This window comes from Litoribacter ruber, from assembly GCF_018500185.1.
GTDB classification, from domain to species: Bacteria; Bacteroidota; Bacteroidia; order Cytophagales; family Cyclobacteriaceae; genus Litoribacter; species Litoribacter ruber.
In genome coordinates this window covers 471,812-490,368 of the sequence record NZ_JAHBGI010000003.1, presented here as the reverse complement: position 1 = coordinate 490,368, position 18,557 = coordinate 471,812, and the positions used below count along the sequence as shown (strand labels likewise).

Below are 18,557 nucleotides of genomic sequence, written 5' to 3'. Positions count from 1 at the left end.
CAGGGTTTAAATTAGACCCTGACCGCTCTACTCTACTGGCCTTTGTGGCCATTTTCTTACAGGGTCTCCCGTCTCCTACCTAATCTCAATATCAAAAGGCAATCTTACCATCAGTCCATCGTACTTCTTGATTCGCTCTAGCTGTTGATAAAGAAAATATTGATCGCTTCCCAGTTTGAACTTCATGTATCTGCTCTGAACGTCCCTGGAAAACTCACTCAAAAACCTTTCGATAAATGTTTTTTGCTCTGGGTAATATAGCACTCTATAATCATCCGCTACCCCAGCTTTTTCAGCAGCGATTCTCACCGCATCATCCAATCCTCCGAGGATGTCCACCAAGCCGTTTTCCTTAGCCTGCAGTCCACTCCAAACCCGACCTGAGGCAACTTCCATTACCTGTTCTTTAGTCATATTTCTGCCGTCAGCCACTCTTTGGAGAAAGGTGTCATAGCCGTCTTCTACTTGGTTTTGCACAATTTGCTTTTCAGCTGGGCTGATTGGGCGTGTTGGGTTCATGAAGTCAGAGTATTCACCAGTGCCCACCTCATCGGTGGTGATGCCCAATTTGTTGTTTAATAAGCCTTGCATGTTAAACCACAAACCAAAAATCCCGATCGAACCCGTGATGGTGTTGGGCTGGGCTACGATGGTGTCGGCAGGAGCGGAAATATAATATCCTCCAGATGCGGCAAGCTCCGACATGGAAGCAATTACAGGCTTTTCTTTTTTGGCCTCGGCCATCTCCCTCCAGATCACCTCAGAAGCCAATACAGAGCCTCCAGGACTATTGACTCTCAAAACAATGGCTTTGATGTCCTTGTCTTTTCTGGCTTTTCTCAGTTCATTTGCAAATTTGCGGCTGCCAATAGCCCCTTCACTATCACCAGATACAATTTCACCTTCAGCCACGATCACGGCAATTCGGTTTTTGGAAGACCTGTTTTTAGTTTCCGCCGTTTTATTTATGTTGGTGACATTCACCGTGCGGATGTCTTCGTCTTCCTTCATTCCAAGCTTTTCCCTTAACAAGTCACCGACTTGATCGCTGTACCAAAGCCCATCCACAAGCTTAAGATCCAAGGCGTCTTGGTTTTTGCGGACAAGCATCTGATCATTGATTTCTTTCAGCCTGGCTAATTCAATGTTTCTGTTTGCTGATATTTTCTGAAGGGCAAAATCATTGAGGTCGTTTAAAAATACAGCCGTCTGAAGCCTATTCTCCTCACTCATTTTCTCCAGCATGAAAGGCTCTACTGCACTTTTGAATTCACCTACTCTGAAAATTACAGGCTCCACCTCAAGCTTTTTGAAAAGGTTGGTGAAAAATATAGAGGTGGAGGAAAGTCCGTTAAATTCCAAGGCTCCCATGGGATTGAGGTAAACCTCATCAGCTACCGAGGAAAGAAAGTAACCTCCTTCGGTAAATAATTCGCCATACGAAACGATAAACTTTCCAGATTCCTTAAAGGCCTCCAATTCATCGCGTAATTCCAACAGTAAGGCTGGTCCTCCTCCGAGCATTACGCCAGTCTGAAGGTAGATGCCTTTGATATTATCGTTATCTTTGGCCGTTCTGATAGCCGTCTTAAGTTCGTTTAATCCTACTGAGGGTACTGAAGAGAAAGGCCCGATGGAAGGAATCGCCAATGGGTCTTCCAGCGCCCTTTCCACTAGAAGCTTGTTTTCAAGGTTGATGTGGAGAAGGGTGTTGTCTTTGATGTTTACTTTATCTTCGGAGGAAGCCACAATGCCGATGAAGCCTATGAAGATAAAGAAGGCGATAACCGTGAATAGGAGCAATCCTACAATGGTAGCCAAGACATTACTTAAAAATCGCATAAGAGAACTGATTATTAATAGAATAGTCGAAATTAATTCTTTTTTTGTGAATTCCTGCTATAAATCACACTATAAACACCAGTATGAGTCAAGTAGTTTTATTGCTCGGGGGAAATATAGGGGATAGGTTGAAATATTTGTCCCGAGCCAACTCCGAAATACAAAAAGTTTTCTCCATCAAAAAGCTTTCCGCCGTGTATAAGACAGCCCCTTGGGGAACAGACTCCCAGCAAGCCTATCTAAATCAGGCCATGGTGGTGGATACTGATATGCCCGCACAGGAAGTATTGGAAGTGATTTTGGGAATTGAGCAAAAGCTTGACAGGGTGAGGGAGCAAAAGTGGGGAGATCGTACCATGGATATTGATTTGATCTATTATGAAGATCTGGTGATCCAATCAGAAAACCTTACCATTCCTCATCCTTTGATGCAGGATCGACGATTTGTGCTTATTCCTTTAGTAGAGATTTTGCCGGACTTTGTCCATCCTGTTTTTGGGAAAAGTACCCGTAAGTTGCTGGAGGAATGTTTGGATAGAAGTGAGGTGAGCCAATTGGACCAATAAAAAAGACCGATCCCCATCGGTCTTTTTTTGATCATTCTGCAGTGACTGGATCAATGATTGATTTCACCTCGGTGATGACATTGGCCGGAAAACCTCCCAGCTTGGCATGCTCACGAAGAAGCTCCTCATTGGGCGAAATGTACACGCAGTAAATTTTGTCTCCAGCTACATAGCTGTGGATCCATTGTACAGCTGGACCCAATTTTTCCAACACTCCACAGGAGGTCTGTGAAATGGCCTTTAGTTCCTCGGCAGACAGCTTGCCTGCGCCTGGAACTTCCCGTTCAATTAGGTATTTAGGCATGGTTTATTTTGGCAAAATGCTCTTAGAACAGAACCTTAATTTACGAAAAAAACAGCCCTAAAAAAAGCCACCCGAAGATGGCTTCTATAACTTTAGATACTGGAAACTTCTGCTTCGCGGTGGATTTTTTTCACCAAACCTTGAAGGACTTTTCCTGGTCCGCTTTCGATAAACTCCGTGGCCCCGTCAGCCACCATATTTTGGACAGACTGCGTCCACTTTACGGGAGCCGTTAGCTGGGCGATGAGGTTTTCTTTGATTCTATCCACATCGGTTACCGCAGTGGTACTTACGTTTTGGTAGATGGGGCATTTAGGCCGATTGAAAGTAGTGGCCTCAATGGCTTTCTGCAGTTTCTCTCTGGCAGGCTCCATTAGCGGAGAGTGGAAAGCACCGCCCACTGGAAGTGGGAGGGCTCTTTTTGCGCCCGCTTCCTTCATTTTCTCGCAGGCTATTTCAATGCCTTTATTACTTCCAGAAATTACCAATTGGCCTGGGCAGTTGTAATTGGCTGCCACTACCACTTCATCTTTAATGCTGGCACAAATTTCTTCCACTTTGGAATCTTCAAGCCCCAAGATTGCCGCCATTGTGCTTGGATTGATCTCGCAAGCCTCCTGCATGGCCAAAGCCCTTTGGTAAACTAACTTCAAAGCATCATCAAATGATAACACACCATTGGCAACCAAAGCTGAAAACTCACCCAATGAGTGACCTGCAACCATGTCTGGGTTGAAGTTTGGAGAGGTCTCCGCCAAAATTACGGAATGTATAAATATGGCCGGCTGGGTTACCTTGGTTTGCTTAAGGTCCTCTTCAGTGCCATTGAACATGATGTCGGTGATATTGAAGCCAAGAATTTCATTGGCATGGTCAAAAATCCTTTTTGCCTCCGGGTTGGATTCATAAAGGTCTTTTCCCATCCCTACAAACTGTGCCCCTTGTCCAGGGAAAATATATGCTTTCATAAATAGGTGGTTTGGTTTAAATGCTCGATTGGGTGCAAATATAATAAGGATGGATTAAATGAAAGAAGACCGAAGACGGAAGACCGAATTTATTCCTTCTTCGGGCTCCCGTCTTCAGTTTCCGGTCTTTTACCTTATAATCTGGATATTTCCTTTCAGCTTCTGTTCTCTGATACCTTCATCAAGGGTGTCAAACTGGACGGTGCCGGAATAAAAATAAGTTCCTGCAGGCAGTTCTTTGCCGTTTTGGTCGTGCCCGTCCCAGTTGATGTAGATACTGCCCTCTGCGCTGGTTCTTGAGTTGTATTCAAAAACCTGGACTCCCCAGCGGTTGTAGATTTTGATTTCCACCGCCTCTACAAAGCGGGGGCATTTTTCAAAAGGATTATCAAAGGCCCTGAAGGTGTCATTCACCCCGTCGGAATTAGGCGTAAACACGTTTGGCAGCTCATAATTTGGACAATTGTCAATACAAACGATCTCACTCGGGTCACTGACATTTCCAGACCTGTCCACGGCCACAAGGTAATAGCAACCTTTCAAGCTACTCAGACCCTCAATTCGGGTTCTTAGTGTGCTGGAACTGAATGTGCCTATTTGCTCAAATGTGTTTTCCTGACCTGTCTCGGAAAAGAACAGTCTATACTGACTCAATTCATCGTCACAGTCCCCACTTACATCCGGTTCCCAGCTTAGGTCATGGTAGAAATTGCTGAAATTACAAGGCTTGTCCGCCAAGAATGAAGTACACTCAGGTCCCTCATAAGTCAATACGGGAGGGCAGGGGAGCCTGTCATCATCTGGTCTCACGCACACCACTTGCGAGCGGTTGACCAATGGGTATTCCAGGATTTCGATGTTATACGCTCCCAGTGTTTCTACATAATAGCAGTATTCAATATTCTTGTTCAAAGGTACTCCATTGTGGCTTCCGTCATCAAAGAAGGTAAAACCTTCGGAAGTTACATTTACTTCCCCGATCAGGGTAAAGGTCTCCTCATCAGAAGAGTCCGGGTCGGTTCGGTTACGGTAAACCCTATGCGGATATTGGCTCATGGAGTTGTTCCAAGGTACCTGGAATTCCCAATTCAGCTCAATGGCTTCATTCAAAATAGTTGGCTCAAGCCTAACGGATGAGGCCCTGCTTGAGGTGTCTATTCTCTCTCCACCATTTAGCAGGATAACCCTGTAATTGTAAATCTGACCGACGGTATTTAAGCCGGTGTCGGTAAACAAGGTATCCGAAGTGGTAATTACACTTGCTTCGTTGTCATTACCCGTAAAGCTTTGCGCTCGGATCAACTCATAAGTATATGGGCCAGGGAATTCTTCGGTATCAATATCGTATGGAGGTGTCCAACGCACAATTATTTCACCGTTCTCTGTGTCCGTTTGGTCTATGTCCACATTGGTGATCACAGGCACATCCACGTCCAGGGTGATACAAAATTCCTCAGATACTATACTTTCTCCACTTCTTGGCTGCGGAAAAGTAGAAACCAGTCTGTAGCAATACGTGTTGCCTGGGCTAAGGCCTTGGCGCTCATTATCATCTAGAAAACTGAAGGTCTCCATATCGGTGGTGCCGATCAGTTCCCAACCGTCTCTAATGCCGGTTTCACATTCATCAGGTTCGTATGGGTCGCTATTTAACCTCCGCCAGACTTGCATTTCCTCGGCGGAGCCGCTACATGAGTAAGGGTCCCAACTTATCTGGGCACTCCTGCCAGGTTGCTGTTCGACCTCCTCTATGACTGGAGGTGGCCCGATGACGGTAATGTTCCATGTTCGAATATCCACTAGCGCCGGCCCCGACTCCGGCCGGTCTGTTATTCGTATTCGTACTTGATAGGTTCTTTCCCTTACGTGATTACACACGGTCTGCCAGTCGAAATTGATCACACCTGGGGAAGACTGGAATACGGCAACCGGACTATAAGTAGCAGGTGAACTGGATATTTCAATAGGGTCGCCAAAAACCTCAATTCTAATGTCATCACCATCGGGATCACTTCCCTGTATGATTTCCTCTATCCTAGTACCCGCTTCCACGCAGAGGTCGGGGGGAAGGATGAGTTCAGGCCTTCGGTTGTCCGTGTGTTCAATAATAATCTGCATATCACGCACCACATAGCCGATCATTTCATACTCCCCATTGATTCTACGCCATTCCTCTATTCTGAAAGCTATATTATATTGCCCCGCTATCCCAGGGGCATCCCAAATCAGATCACCCGTGAGGGGGTCCATCGAAATAAACGGATTGGCAGATCCATCCTCCCGCTGGAAACTGAATTCACTTGAACCAGGGCTTCTGTAGTTGTTTACCGGTCTTTGAAATTCCTGGTTGGGTACAATTACCCTTTCGTCAAAATTATAGGCCAAACTGTCCCCGTCAGGATCATAAGCTCCTGGGTTGTGAATGTACCGCACGTTTACGGCGCCATTGTCTACTGGGGGAATGGTTAAGATGGGAGAATTGTTGACTCCAAAAAACGGGTCTATTCGGATGAAGGTCTCTACATAAAAAGGCGTGTCCACCGAATTGTCCATATTGAGTGTCCCGTCATTACGGTTAAACTCCATAAAACGGATGGTGTAATTGCCGGGACCCTGGTAGGTATGAGTGACCACAAAGGTGTTCTTTTCAATCTGGTTTCCTAAAGGCTCGGAAAAAGAGATGTCGCTTTCAGTGTTAAGCTGGACCGTGGTGCCATCTCCAAAATTAATATTTCCCGGACCAAAACGGACCTGGGAACCGGTGTCGGTGTAGCCTACTACGGTGATTCTATAGGTCAGTGATTGGGTAGAAATCCTCTCTGCAATGATTTCCCCGGCCCTTATATGGGTAGCGGATGCCTGGTACTGAATAGCAAATAGAAAACACAGCGTAAGGAAAAATAAAGATCTGAATTTCATAAAAGGTGACTTAACTACTGTTAGTATACGGATTAAAGTTAAGCAAGTACAATTATTAATGAAACGAAAACCAAAAAATTAACCGCTTGGTTGTAGAATTGATCACCAATTGCAGGGAAAACATCGCCAGAAAAGGGTTATTTAGAACGTTTTAAAATAAGATTAAAGGGTAGGGATAGATTGTTTGATAAGTTTTCCAAATGTAAATTTGGCGGTCAAGTTTAAAATTTAAAAACAATCTATACTAAAACACGAGTTTATGAGTTGGGTAACGAAGACCTTCAACAGTTCGCTGGGCCGCAAATTGATCATGGCCCTCACAGGGTTATTCCTGGTTATATTTCTGATCGGGCACGTGACTGGTAACTTGCTTTTGTTCAAAGATGATGGTGGTCAGGCATTCAATGAATATGCCGATTTTATGACTACTAACCAGTTTGTGCAGATCCTGTCCATCACCACTTATTTATCAGTAATTCTTCACGTTGTTTATTCCATTGTGTTGACCTCCATGAACAAGAAGGCCAGACCAATCGGATACAATCAAGTCAATCCTCCCAAGGAAAGCAGCTGGAACTCCAGAAACATGGGCATCTTAGGTACTTTCATCCTAATTTTCTTGGTAGTTCACCTTCAAGGTTTCTGGTATCAGATGCACTGGGGTGATATGCCAAAAGTAACTTATGACGGGGTAGTATATAAAGATCTTTTTGAAATTGTGGTTTTTGCTTTCCAGCAAGAATGGTTGGTAGCGCTTTATGTGATCTCCATGATCCTGTTGGGCTTTCACCTGTATCATGGTTTTGAGAGTGCCTTCCAAACCCTTGGCCTAAACCATAAGAAATATACGCCAGCCATCCAGTTTGTCGGCAGAGCGTTTGCAATCGTGGTACCTGCACTTTTCGCCAGCATGCCACTTTATATATACTTCACCTTGAATTAACCATAAGTAGATATGATACTCGATTCTAAAATACCTGCAGGTCCTATAGCTGAAAAGTGGACCAAGCATAAATTTAACATGAAGCTGGTCAATCCGGCCAATAAGAGGAAGTATGATGTCATCGTGGTAGGTACGGGCTTGGCAGGTGCTTCTGCGGCAGCATCCCTAGCTGAACTTGGCTACAACGTAAAAGCTTTTTGTTTTCAGGACAGCCCTCGTAGAGCGCACTCCATCGCGGCTCAAGGTGGTATCAATGCTGCCAAAAATTACCAAAATGATGGGGACTCCATTTATAGATTGTTTTATGACACCGTAAAAGGTGGCGATTATAGAGCCAGAGAAGGCAACGTGTACAGACTTGCCGAAGTATCTGTAAATATCATTGACCAATGTGTGGCCCAGGGTGTTCCTTTTGCCAGAGAATATGGAGGGCTTTTGGCCAACCGTTCTTTTGGTGGGGCTCAGGTGTCCAGGACATTTTACGCCAGAGGCCAAACTGGACAGCAGTTGCTATTGGGGGCCTATTCTGCCCTTAGCCGCCAGGTAGCCAATGGTAAGGTGAAACTTTATCCTCGTACCGAGATGATGGACATTGTCAACGTCGAAGGAAAAACCAGAGGTATCATCACCAGAAACCTGATCACGGGTGCCATTGAAAAACATAGTGCACACGCCGTATTGCTTTGTACAGGTGGTTACGGTAACGTATTCTTCCTTTCTACCAATGCAATGGGCTCTAACGTGACTGCTGCTTGGAGAGCACACAAAAAAGGCGCTTTGTTCGCTAACCCTTGCTACACCCAGATTCACCCTACTTGTATCCCGGTTTCGGGTGACCACCAGTCCAAGTTGACCTTGATGTCAGAGTCATTGAGAAATGACGGTAGGGTATGGGTTCCAAAGACCGTTGAGTTGGCGCAAAAGCTACGCAAAAAAGAAATCAAGCCAAGCGATATTAAGGATGAGGACAGAGATTACTATTTGGAAAGAAGATACCCTTCTTTCGGTAACCTTGTCCCTAGAGATGTGGCTTCCCGAAATGCCAAATATGTGTGTGACGAAGGAAGAGGCGTAAACGAAACAGGGGAGGCGGTATTCTTGGATTTCCGTGATGCCATCCAGCGTGACGGGGAAGACTTGGTAAGAAGCAAATACGGTAACCTGTTTGATATGTATCAACAGATCACCGGCGACAACCCTTACAAGCAGCCAATGATGATCTATCCGGCGGTTCACTACACTATGGGTGGCCTTTGGGTGGATTACAACCTGATGACCAACGTACCTGGTCTGTATGCCTTGGGAGAGGCCAACTTCTCAGATCACGGTGCCAACAGACTTGGTGCTTCTGCCTTGATGCAGGGTCTTGCGGATGGTTATTTTGTTATTCCTTATACTATCGGAGACTACCTAGCGGGAATGCCTTACGACAAGGTATCTACTGATCATCCTGAGTTCCAAAAGGCTGAAAAGGAAATCAAAGACAAAATCCAGAAACTTCTTACCATCAATGGTTCCAAAACCATTGACCACTTCCACAAGAGGTTGGGTAAGATCATGTGGGAATACTGCGGAATGGCCAGGACGGCTGAAGGTCTGCAGAAAGCTAAAGGCATGATCAAGGAATTGAAAGCTGAATTTTGGAAAGATGTTAAAGTAATAGGTACCAACGACGAACTTAACCAGTCATTGGAAAAAGCCCACAGAGTGGCTGATTTCATTGAGTTGGGTGAATTGATGGTGGACGATGCACTCCATAGAAATGAATCTTGTGGCGGTCACTTCCGTGAAGAATACCAGACCGAAGACGGTGAAGCACTTCGTGATGACGAAAACTTTGCTTATGTAGGAGCCTGGAAATTCGTCGGAGAGGGTGTGGAAGAAGAACTTCACAAAGAAGAGTTGAAGTTTGAAGAAGTGAAGTTGACGCAAAGAAGTTACAAGTAATCAATCATCGAAAAAAGAGAAATTGTGATGAATTTAACCTTAAAAATCTGGAGACAGAAAAACCACAAAGATAAAGGTGGTTTTGTAGACTATAAAGTAAGCGGCATTTCTACGGATATGTCGTTCTTGGAGATGCTGGACGTTTTGAATGAGCAGCTTTCCGAAAAAGGGGAGGACCCAGTGCATTTTGACCATGACTGTAGGGAAGGTATCTGCGGGATGTGTTCACTTTACATCAACGGCCACCCTCACGGACCTCAGCAGACGACCACTTGTCAGTTGCACATGAGATCATTTGCAGATGGAGATACCATCACCATCGAGCCTTGGAGAGCAGCCGGCTTCCCCGTGATGAAAGACTTGATCACCGACCGTTCTGCATTTGACAGAATCCAGCAGGCAGGTGGTTATGTAAGTGTAAACACCGGAGGGGTGCCTGATGCCAACGAGATTCCAATTCCTAAGTTGATTGCCGATGAGGCATTTGATGCGGCGACCTGTATTGGTTGTGGAGCTTGTGTGGCGGCTTGTAAAAATGCCTCTGCCATGCTTTTTGTGTCTGCCAAGATCTCCCAATTGGCCTTATTGCCACAGGGACAGGTAGAGAGAAAAGAAAGAGCGGAGAAAATGGTTGCCCAGATGGATGCTGAAGGCTTTGGTGCTTGTACCAACACCGGGGCATGTTCTGCCGAATGCCCTAAAGGCATATCATTGACCAACATCGCAAGAATGAACCGCGAATACTTCTCTGCCGTAGTGAGCAGCGAAAATACCTGATAGTATTAATTAAAAATTAATAATTAGGAATTAGGAATTAGGGATGGAAATCAATTTTTCATTTCAATTCTTAGTTCCTAATTTTTTTTCCATTCATCCTTAAAATAGCACCATATCACCCCCTTTTTCCACGGTAATTAGGAATTCCCCTTTATTCCAATAAATTGCATGGTTTGTTTAACCAAACAGTCCAAGATGGACCTAAATAATGGCTTTGATAGACCTAATTATATTTTTTGTTTATATGATCGTAATGCTCGGGGTCGGGTATTATTTTATGCGGAGCAATACAGGGCAGGATGACTACTACGTAGGCGGCCGCTCTATCGGTCCTTGGCATATCGGCCTTTCGGTGGTGGCCACCGATGTGGGCGGCGGATTCTCCGTCGGCTTGGGAGGATTAGGATTTCTGATGGGTATTTCGGGAAGCTGGATGTTGTTTACAGGCCTCCTTGGGGCCTGGCTGGCAGCTGTTTACCTAATCCCCAAAGTCAAATCCAATCCTGCTTTTGCCAGCTTCTATACCTTTCCCCAGATTTTCAAACATCTTTACAACAACCAGGTGGCTATCGTGGCGGCCTTGATATGCTTCATCGGCTATCTCGGTTTTACTTCCAGCCAGCTTCTTGCCGGTGCAAAACTTGCCTCGGGAACCTTTGATGGACTGAGCCTCCATACAGCCTTGGTGATCATGGGGATTATTGCCGTGGTTTACACGGTTTTGGGTGGGTTGAAAGCGGTGATCTATACCGATACCATCCAGTGGATAATTTTGCTTTTGGGCTTCATTTTCATCGGCTTGCCCATCAGTTATTACCATGTGGGAGGATGGGAGTCCATCAGGGAAACACTTCCTGATGAGTTTTTCAGCCTTACCAACCTGCGCTGGCAGGATTTTGTAAACTGGGGAGTGACCATCATGCCGATCTGGTTTGTGGGAATGACGCTGTATCAACGGATTTTCGCCAGCAGGGATGTCGCTTCCGCCAAAAAGGCCTGGTTCATTGCTGGGTTCTTTGAGTGGCCCATTATGGCCTTTATGGGGGTGGCTTTGGGGTTGCTGTCACGGGTTGCCTTTGAGCAAGGTTTGATAGAGGCTGTGGGCGGAGAGATGGATCCCGAAATGGGTCTCCCGATTCTGTTGAGCACGGTACTGCCGGCGGGTATCATGGGCTTGATGATGTCAGCCTACTTCTCGGCAGTGCTATCCACGGCTGATTCCTGCCTGATGGCAGCTTCGGGTAACCTTACCACGGATTTGTTCAAGAAATTCTTTGACCGCCAATCGGATAAGAAAAACATGCGTCTCAGCCAGTTATTTACATTAATAATAGGAGCGGTGGCCTTGATGATCGCCCTGCAGATGACCAATGTTCTGGAATTGATGATCTATTCTTATGCTTTTATGGTCTCAGGCCTTTTGGTTCCACTATTGGCGGCCATATTTTGGGGCAATACCAACCCACAGGCGGCAATGTCGGCCATGGTAGGGGGTGGATTGACCACTCTTGTGCTTTCATTGGGCGGTTGGCCGCTGCCATTTGGCCTTGATCCCAATTTATTTGGGGTCACTATGTCTCTAGCGCTATTTTTGCTAGTAAATAAGTTGAAAACTAAAGAAAAACGAAATTATATTATCAAACAATAACCTATATGCTACAACTTAATACCATTACACCATCAGACCAAGCAAATTTCGAACTGAAAGATGAGATTGCAAGCTTTCTCTTCACCCATTTGGACCAATATGGTGATCCAAAAGAAGACATCATGAAGTGTCTGGATTATGCCCTAAACGCGGAACTGAACCGGGGAGGAGGATTTGTGGTAACTGCCAAGGAGGACCAAAAAATAGTGGGGGCCGTTGTGCTCAACGAAACAGGCATGTCAGGCTACATCCCGGAATATATATTGGTGTATATTGCTGTAGACGGCTCCCAAAGAGGTAAGGGAGTGGGAAAAAAGCTCATGGCTCAGGCCATTGAATCTGCCAACGGAGACATAGCCCTGCATGTGGAACCAGATAATCCCGCTAAAAAGTTATATGAGAGCCTGGGCTTTACCAACAAGTATTTAGAAATGAGACTTAAAAAGTAATGGCATTCTTAAACCTTTACAGAGATAAATTAAAAACCAATTTCGATTTCCTGAAAGAGAAATTCAATGATAGCGGGGTTGCTTGGGGAGTAGTATCCAAGCTGCTTTGCGGCAATGAACTTTATCTCAAGGAACTCATCAACCTAGGAGTGGATGAGATCCATGACTCCAGGATCAGCAATCTGGCCAAAGTCAAGGAACTCAACCCCGATGTGCAGACGGTCTACATCAAACCCGCTTCCAAGCGGAACATGGCCGATATGGTCAAGTATGCCGATGTCAGCCTGAATAGTGAACTCTCTACCATAAAATGGATCAGCGAGGAGGCTGTACGCCAAAACAAAAAACATAAAATCATTATCATGGTAGAAACCGGTGACCTCCGTGAGGGGGTGATGGGGGATTACCTGATTGATTTTTACGCCCAAATCTTCGAATTGCCCAATATTGAAGTGATTGGCCTCGGTACCAATCTGAACTGCCTGAATGGCGTGATGCCTTCCACGGATAAGCTTATTCAGCTTTGTCTTTATAAGCAGATTATTGAACTCAAATTCAATAAAGACATTCCATGGGTTTCCGCTGGCACCTCTGTTACCATTCCTTTGATGCTAAGGCATCAGCTTCCCCAAGGGGTAAACCACTTCAGAGTGGGAGAGACACTCTATTTTGGGGTTGATCTTTTTGAGGAAAAGGTAATTGATGGAATGTACGGGGATGTATTTGAGCTTTATACTGAAATCATCGAAATGCAGGAAAAGCCCTTGCTGCCTACAGGTGTACTCGCCGCCAATCCGCAAGGGGATGTGTTGGATATAGATGAAAGCCTATATGGAAAATCCAGTTTTAGGGCTATCCTGGATATAGGACTGCTGGATGTGGATCCCAAATACCTTCTTGCGGAAGATGGTGAATTTGAAATCCTTGGGGCCAGTTCTGATATGCTGATCCTGGATCTGGGAGAAAATCCCAAGAATTACAAAGTCGGAGACCTGATCAAATTTAATCTTAAATATATGGGTGCCTTGGCCATTCTGAATTCTTATTATATAGAAAAGAGGGTCAAATAATTACCTTCATTTATGCTCGTTTTCAATAGCCACCATAAGTCCTTTTTCAGCAAGGCTCTTTATGGTGGCTATTGCCATTTTTGGGCTATTGGCACAGATTTCGTAATAGTTGGGGTCTAAACCAACTATTTGAAATTATGAAAAAGCTAATTTTAGGTGTCTTGGCGGCGGTTTCGCTGTCGTTTTCTGCAAATGCCCAAATGAGAACCCCAGCAGCTGACCAAGTAGCGACTGTAGGTATAAGAGGCGGTGCTAACTTTTTCAATTGGGGTGGAAGTGATGCATCAAACAATGGCTACACCAATAGAACAGGGTTTCACGCCGGTCTATATGGTAACATGTTTGTAACCGACCGATTCTCCATTGAGCCAGGTGCCTATTACTCAGTAAAAGGAACCCAAAATGACGGGTTTGCAAACAGCAGAGCTGTCTTGGATTACATCGATGTGCCTATTCTGTTGAGATTTTATGCCACTGATGGCTTGAATTTCTTCGCCGGTCCGCAGGGTTCTATCTTGCTAAGATCGAGGTTTGAAGGAGATTTGTTTGGAAATACCTTCGTGTGGGACACCAACAATGTAAATTCTTTAGATGCTGGACTGGTTTTTGGTCTAGGGTATAACTTGCCAATGGGACTGAACCTTCAGGGAAGTTATGACCTTGGTCTTACCCCTGTGTTCCAGGACAGTAATGCCGAAATTTATAACAGAGGCTTTAAAGTTTCACTAGGTTATAGTTTCTAACATAAACCAACTTACCATACTGCAAGCTCCTTTTAGGGGCTTGCTTTTAATTTTAAGTCTATGAAAAAGTTACTATTTGCCTTTATGATGGTGTTTTCCGCCATTAGCTTCCAAAACGCCGAAGCCCAGTTTTTACAAGTGGGTGTGAGGGGAGGTTTAAATTACCCGACCATTTCCGGTATTGAAGCTGGGACTTACACAGGATTTCATGCGGGAACATATTTTAGGATGAACGCCCTAGGGCTTATCAGTGTAGAGCCAGGCGTGCAATATAGCCAAAAGGGTTTCCGTGCAGGTGAATCCTCTCCTATGGGAGCTGCAACAGATAGGCTTCATTATATCGATGTGCCTGTTTTGCTTAGAATCACCGTGTTTCCCTTGGTAAATATATTTGCCGGACCACAAGCGTCTTATCTTGTAGGCCGCAATTATAATGGTTCAACCAGCTTTACCACAACAGACAATCTAAGAGATTATGATCTCAGCGGAGTTGTGGGTATAGGCTTGAGCCTTCCACTTGGGTTTAACCTACAGGGAAGTTATGATTTTGGGTTGTCCAGCATAGAATATGATGGAATGGATACCCGACATAACGTAGTCAAGATATCTCTAGGAAAGAATTTTTAGTAAAAGGTACTTACCACTTAAATCTCAACCCTCCTACCTTCTTCCGCTGATTTAAAGATCGCTTCTACAACTTTGATATCTTTCAGCCCCTCTTCACCGGGCACCATCACATCCTTATTCTCTTTTATTGCCAAGGCATCATTGTCCATCTGCTTCGCCTGTTGGTTTTTGATTTTATCACTAAACTGGCTTCCATCAGAGGAAAACCCTTTTAAGCCATTGTAAGATTGGAAAGGTTCCATCCGGAAATGCCCATCCTGTGCGGTGACAATTAGTCGGTTCATGTTGATACCAAAGCTTGTGGCACAATTGGCCATCACCCCGTCTGGAAATTCAAGGATGAAATTCATGGTTTCATCCACTTCGGTAAAGATTTCAGGCCGCGTGGTGCTTTCGTAAGCCATCACCGATATCGGCTCTTGCTGAAGCACATACCGGGCGGCATTAATACTGTACACGCCCATATCGTAAAGCGCACCGCCTCCCATTTCTTTGTCCAAACGCCAGTGGCCAGTACGGAAAGAATAAAACCCTGCCATGGCCTCTATCATCTTGACTTCCCCGAATTTTCTCTCTTCCACCCATTTTTTGAAGTTTTGGGTGTTAGGCTCGTGCTGCATTCTATAGCCTATGGTGAGCTTGACGTTGTTCTTGTTGCACGCATCGATGATAGACTGGCACTCTTCTACCGTTTTGGCCATGGGTTTTTCGCACCACACATGCTTGCCGGTATTGGCAGCTTTGATGGCATATTCAGCGTGCATTCCGCTGGGGAGCACGATGTATATGACATCTATATCGTCATTATTGGTGATGTCATCCATGTTTTCATAATTGTAGACATTGCCATCGGGGATGTTGTATTTCTTTTGCCATTCCGGAATTTTTTCGGGGCTGCCTGTTACAATTCCCGCCAGATAGCAATGCTCGGTCTGCTCCAAAGCTGGGGCCAATTGATTTTTACTATAGCCGCCCAGTCCGACCAAGGCTACGCCAATTTTGTCCTCGTTATTTTGTTTGGGGTTCTTTTTGGAGGATGGCCAAATGAGGGGGAAGCTGGCGAGTGTCAAAGCAGAGGTGGAAAGCATGGTGTTGTGCAAAAAGTTTCTTCTTTTCATATTCGTTTTGGTTCGATAGTATTATTTAACCCATGATCTGCCTGACTGTTTGAATATCGTATTTTGGGGTGGCTCCTTTATGGCTTGCCACATAGGTGCCCAGAGCACAGGCAAAGTCGAGCATGTCCTCCAATTTTTCCCCTTCCAGATAGCCATAAATCAATGCCGCCAAAAATGCATCCCCTGACCCAACAGTGTCCACAACCTCGGTTTGGTACCCTTCATGTTCGAAAATTTCGCCTTTTTGAGAAATCATAGCCCCTTTATCTCCTCTCGTGACGCAGATCAACCGAAGGTCATATGCCTCCTCCAGTTTTTCACAAGTGATCTCTGGATCATTTCCGAACTCATGGTAATCAGCCAAAATCTGCAATTCATGTTCGTTTACTTTTAAAATATCCGTATGCACAAGAATATCTTCCAACAGCTCCAGATCATCAAAAGGTGGACGAATGTTGATGTCAAAAACTTTAAGTGTCGAAGTATGGGATAGGTATTTCAAAAGGGATTTTCGTGAGATTTCGTTCCGAGTGGCCAAACTCCCATATACAAAAACCTCTGACTGGTCAATAGCCTCCTGGGCTTCCTCCGACCAGGTTATTTCATCATAGGCTGCTGGCTCTACGATCTCATACGTGACATTTTTGGGGTCTTGGTCATTCACCAACACCAACCCTGTGGGTAGGGACTCGTGAATCCCTATCAATGAAGTATTTAGGTTTCTTTCTTTCAAAAAACTCAAAAGCTCCTCACCTTGCCGGTCCTTCCCAACCATGGAGATCATAAGGCTCTGAAATCCAAGTTGCTGAAAATGCAATGCCACATTCATAGGAGCCCCACCCGGTATGGATTTATCCCTAAATTGATCAAAAAGAACTTCGCCAAAGCATATGGTTTGTTTCATTGGGGGTAGTGTTTAGGAAGGTGAAAGAAGTAGAAAATTAAACTTTTGGGTTCAATATGTCAATTCGAATTGACTTCATATCATTTTCTTTTTTAAATATACGATTTTTTTAACCCAACTTGTCTGGCAAAGAAAAACCGCTCCCGAGGAAGAAATCCCACGTAACAATTAACCGTGATTTTGCTTTCCGCTACACCTTGATCTCTTCTAGTGATTTGCCTTTCGTTTCCGGCATCACAAATAGCACCCAAAGGAGCTGCACGACCATCATTAAACCGAAAAAGGAAAATATTAATGTTGGGCCGAATTTACCTGCTAGGAAGGGGAAAATGTTGGCTATCAAAGCGGCCAATATCCAATGTGTAAAGGACCCCAAAGACTGGCCTTTTGCCCTCAGCTTGTTGGGGAAGATCTCCGAGATAAATACCCAAATCACACTTCCCTGGCCTATGGCGTGGGCGCCAATAAAGATAAACACGAATATGGGCAGCCAGCCGGATGGGAAATATTCTCCCTGAAAACTCAGAGCCATCAAGGTGAGGGACACGATATATCCTGCCGATCCCACCAACATCAAAAACCTCCTTCCCATACGGTCGATCAATAACAGTCCGAGCATGGTGCAAATCAGGTTGACCACCCCAATCCCAATAGTGGAAAGTAGGGCACTTTCGGTGGCTATGCCGGCCATTTCAAAAATCCTCGGGGCAAAATAGATGATTGCGTTGATGCCAGAGACCTGGTTGAAAACGGCAATGGCAACTGCCATTAAGCTGATATTTAGGTGTTCTTTTCTGAATAGGGAAAAGAAGCTAAGCGAATTTTGTTGCTGCAGGCTCTCAGATTTGGCCCTGGATATAATTTCCTCTGCCGCTTCGGGGTCAGTCTTGGTAAGGATTTCTAAAGCTACTGCCGTATTGCCTTTTTTAAGGACCATCCATCGGGGGCTTTCAGGAACTTTAAAAACCAGCAAAGTATAAATCAAGGCGGGAATGGCTTCCACGCCAAGCATGTACCTCCAGGCATCTATGGTGATCGTAATCCCAATCAGGTAATTGCTGAAATAGGCCATTAAGATGCCGAAAACGATGTTGAATTGGTATAACGCTACCAATTTCCCACGGTCTTTGGCAGGGGCTATTTCGCTGATGTACATGGGGGCCACCACCGAGGAGGCGCCGACGCCAAGTCCTCCCAGAAAGCGGAAAAGCATGAAAGAATACACTTCCGTGGCCATCGCAGAACCCAACGCCGAAATGAAATACAGTACGCCTATCCAGAGCAGAACTTTTTTCCTGCCGTATAAATCAGATGGCAAGCCGCCAAAGAGCGCCCCCAGAACAGTTCCGTACAATGCAATGGCTACCGCCAGCCCATGATACCAGTCACTCAGGTTCCAATTGACCTGAATGGCCCGCTCGGCCCCAGATATCACCGCCGTATCAAACCCAAATAAAAATCCACCCAGAGCAGCTACTATGGAAAGGAAATAAACATATCCTCTATTTTTCATCTACAGACAAAAGTTTTTTTAAATTAGGTAAAAAAGAGAGGAAATGAAAGGGGATGGTTGTACTAGGTACAAAGAGTACTATGTACTATGAACATCCTAGGACAAATGGTTTTGCGGAGAAATTTTGAGGCTATTTGGATTTTGAGCGGTTAAGAAACCCAATCTGGGATTCAATCCGGCCGCTGAGATATGATATTCCACGAAGAAGCTTTATGAAAC

16 protein-coding genes are annotated in these 18,557 nt (G+C 45.0%); 9 read left to right on the top strand and 7 right to left on the bottom strand.

All coding sequences use genetic code 11. The annotated features are described in order from the left end of the window. Positions 1-75: 75 nt before the first annotated feature. On the bottom strand, positions 76-1,842 hold the full coding sequence (sppA, locus tag KIH41_RS06570; RefSeq protein ID WP_214161921.1) for a signal peptide peptidase SppA: 1,767 nt from the start codon (positions 1,840-1,842) through the stop codon (positions 76-78). 83 nt (positions 1,843-1,925) lie between these two features. Between sppA and folK the strand changes: the two genes are divergently transcribed. After that, positions 1,926-2,408, top strand: a complete 483-nt coding sequence (gene folK, locus KIH41_RS06565; RefSeq protein ID WP_214161920.1) for a 2-amino-4-hydroxy-6-hydroxymethyldihydropteridine diphosphokinase — start codon at positions 1,926-1,928, stop codon at positions 2,406-2,408. A gap of 31 nt (positions 2,409-2,439) precedes the next feature. Here folK and KIH41_RS06560 read toward each other — a convergent pair whose 3' ends face one another. From KIH41_RS06560 to KIH41_RS06550, 3 genes are all read right to left on the bottom strand, one after another. After that, a complete protein-coding gene (locus KIH41_RS06560) occupies positions 2,440-2,712 on the bottom strand; it encodes a DUF4242 domain-containing protein (RefSeq protein ID WP_213943785.1) in 273 nt (90 codons plus the stop codon). A gap of 92 nt (positions 2,713-2,804) precedes the next feature. Continuing rightward, positions 2,805-3,680, bottom strand: coding sequence for an ACP S-malonyltransferase (gene fabD, locus KIH41_RS06555; RefSeq protein ID WP_213943786.1), 876 nt, complete (start codon positions 3,678-3,680; stop codon positions 2,805-2,807). A gap of 129 nt (positions 3,681-3,809) precedes the next feature. After that, positions 3,810-6,599: a T9SS type B sorting domain-containing protein gene (locus tag KIH41_RS06550; RefSeq protein WP_214161919.1), complete on the bottom strand. Its 2,790-nt coding sequence runs from the start codon at positions 6,597-6,599 to the stop codon at positions 3,810-3,812. A 259-nt stretch (positions 6,600-6,858) separates the two neighbouring features. Between KIH41_RS06550 and KIH41_RS06545 the strand changes: the two genes are divergently transcribed. From KIH41_RS06545 to KIH41_RS06510, 8 genes are all read left to right on the top strand, one after another. Then, positions 6,859-7,542, top strand: coding sequence for a succinate dehydrogenase cytochrome b subunit (locus KIH41_RS06545; RefSeq protein WP_214161918.1), 684 nt, complete (start codon positions 6,859-6,861; stop codon positions 7,540-7,542). A 12-nt stretch (positions 7,543-7,554) separates the two neighbouring features. Continuing rightward, positions 7,555-9,489, top strand: coding sequence for a fumarate reductase/succinate dehydrogenase flavoprotein subunit (locus KIH41_RS06540; RefSeq protein ID WP_214161917.1), 1,935 nt, complete (start codon positions 7,555-7,557; stop codon positions 9,487-9,489). A 27-nt stretch (positions 9,490-9,516) separates the two neighbouring features. Continuing rightward, positions 9,517-10,266 (top strand): succinate dehydrogenase/fumarate reductase iron-sulfur subunit, encoded by a 750-nt coding sequence (locus tag KIH41_RS06535; RefSeq protein WP_213943790.1) that lies wholly within the window; start codon positions 9,517-9,519, stop codon positions 10,264-10,266. 208 nt (positions 10,267-10,474) lie between these two features. Next, a complete protein-coding gene (locus KIH41_RS06530) occupies positions 10,475-11,914 on the top strand; it encodes a sodium:solute symporter family protein (RefSeq protein ID WP_214161916.1) in 1,440 nt (479 codons plus the stop codon). 5 nt (positions 11,915-11,919) lie between these two features. Then, positions 11,920-12,363: a GNAT family N-acetyltransferase gene (locus KIH41_RS06525; RefSeq protein WP_214161915.1), complete on the top strand. Its 444-nt coding sequence runs from the start codon at positions 11,920-11,922 to the stop codon at positions 12,361-12,363. Continuing rightward, positions 12,363-13,433 (top strand): alanine racemase, encoded by a 1,071-nt coding sequence (locus KIH41_RS06520; protein WP_213943793.1) that lies wholly within the window; start codon positions 12,363-12,365, stop codon positions 13,431-13,433. Before KIH41_RS06525 ends, KIH41_RS06520 begins: the two co-directional genes overlap by 1 nt. A gap of 137 nt (positions 13,434-13,570) precedes the next feature. Further along, complete coding sequence (locus KIH41_RS06515; RefSeq protein WP_213943794.1) at positions 13,571-14,176, top strand: porin family protein; 606 nt, start codon at positions 13,571-13,573, stop codon at positions 14,174-14,176. 60 nt (positions 14,177-14,236) lie between these two features. After that, positions 14,237-14,803: a porin family protein gene (locus tag KIH41_RS06510; protein WP_213943795.1), complete on the top strand. Its 567-nt coding sequence runs from the start codon at positions 14,237-14,239 to the stop codon at positions 14,801-14,803. A 17-nt stretch (positions 14,804-14,820) separates the two neighbouring features. On the opposite strand, the gene KIH41_RS06505 is transcribed toward KIH41_RS06510, so the two are convergent. The 3 genes from KIH41_RS06505 to KIH41_RS06495 all read right to left on the bottom strand — a co-directional run bounded on the left by KIH41_RS06505 (position 14,821) and on the right by KIH41_RS06495 (position 18,338). Beyond that, complete coding sequence (locus tag KIH41_RS06505) at positions 14,821-15,921, bottom strand: Gfo/Idh/MocA family protein (protein ID WP_214161914.1); 1,101 nt, start codon at positions 15,919-15,921, stop codon at positions 14,821-14,823. 25 nt (positions 15,922-15,946) lie between these two features. After that, complete coding sequence (locus KIH41_RS06500; protein ID WP_214161913.1) at positions 15,947-16,825, bottom strand: carbohydrate kinase family protein; 879 nt, start codon at positions 16,823-16,825, stop codon at positions 15,947-15,949. A 190-nt stretch (positions 16,826-17,015) separates the two neighbouring features. Beyond that, entirely contained in the window at positions 17,016-18,338 is a 1,323-nt protein-coding gene (locus KIH41_RS06495) for a sugar porter family MFS transporter (RefSeq protein WP_214161912.1), read from the bottom strand. Between the last annotated feature and the right edge of the window lie 219 nt (positions 18,339-18,557).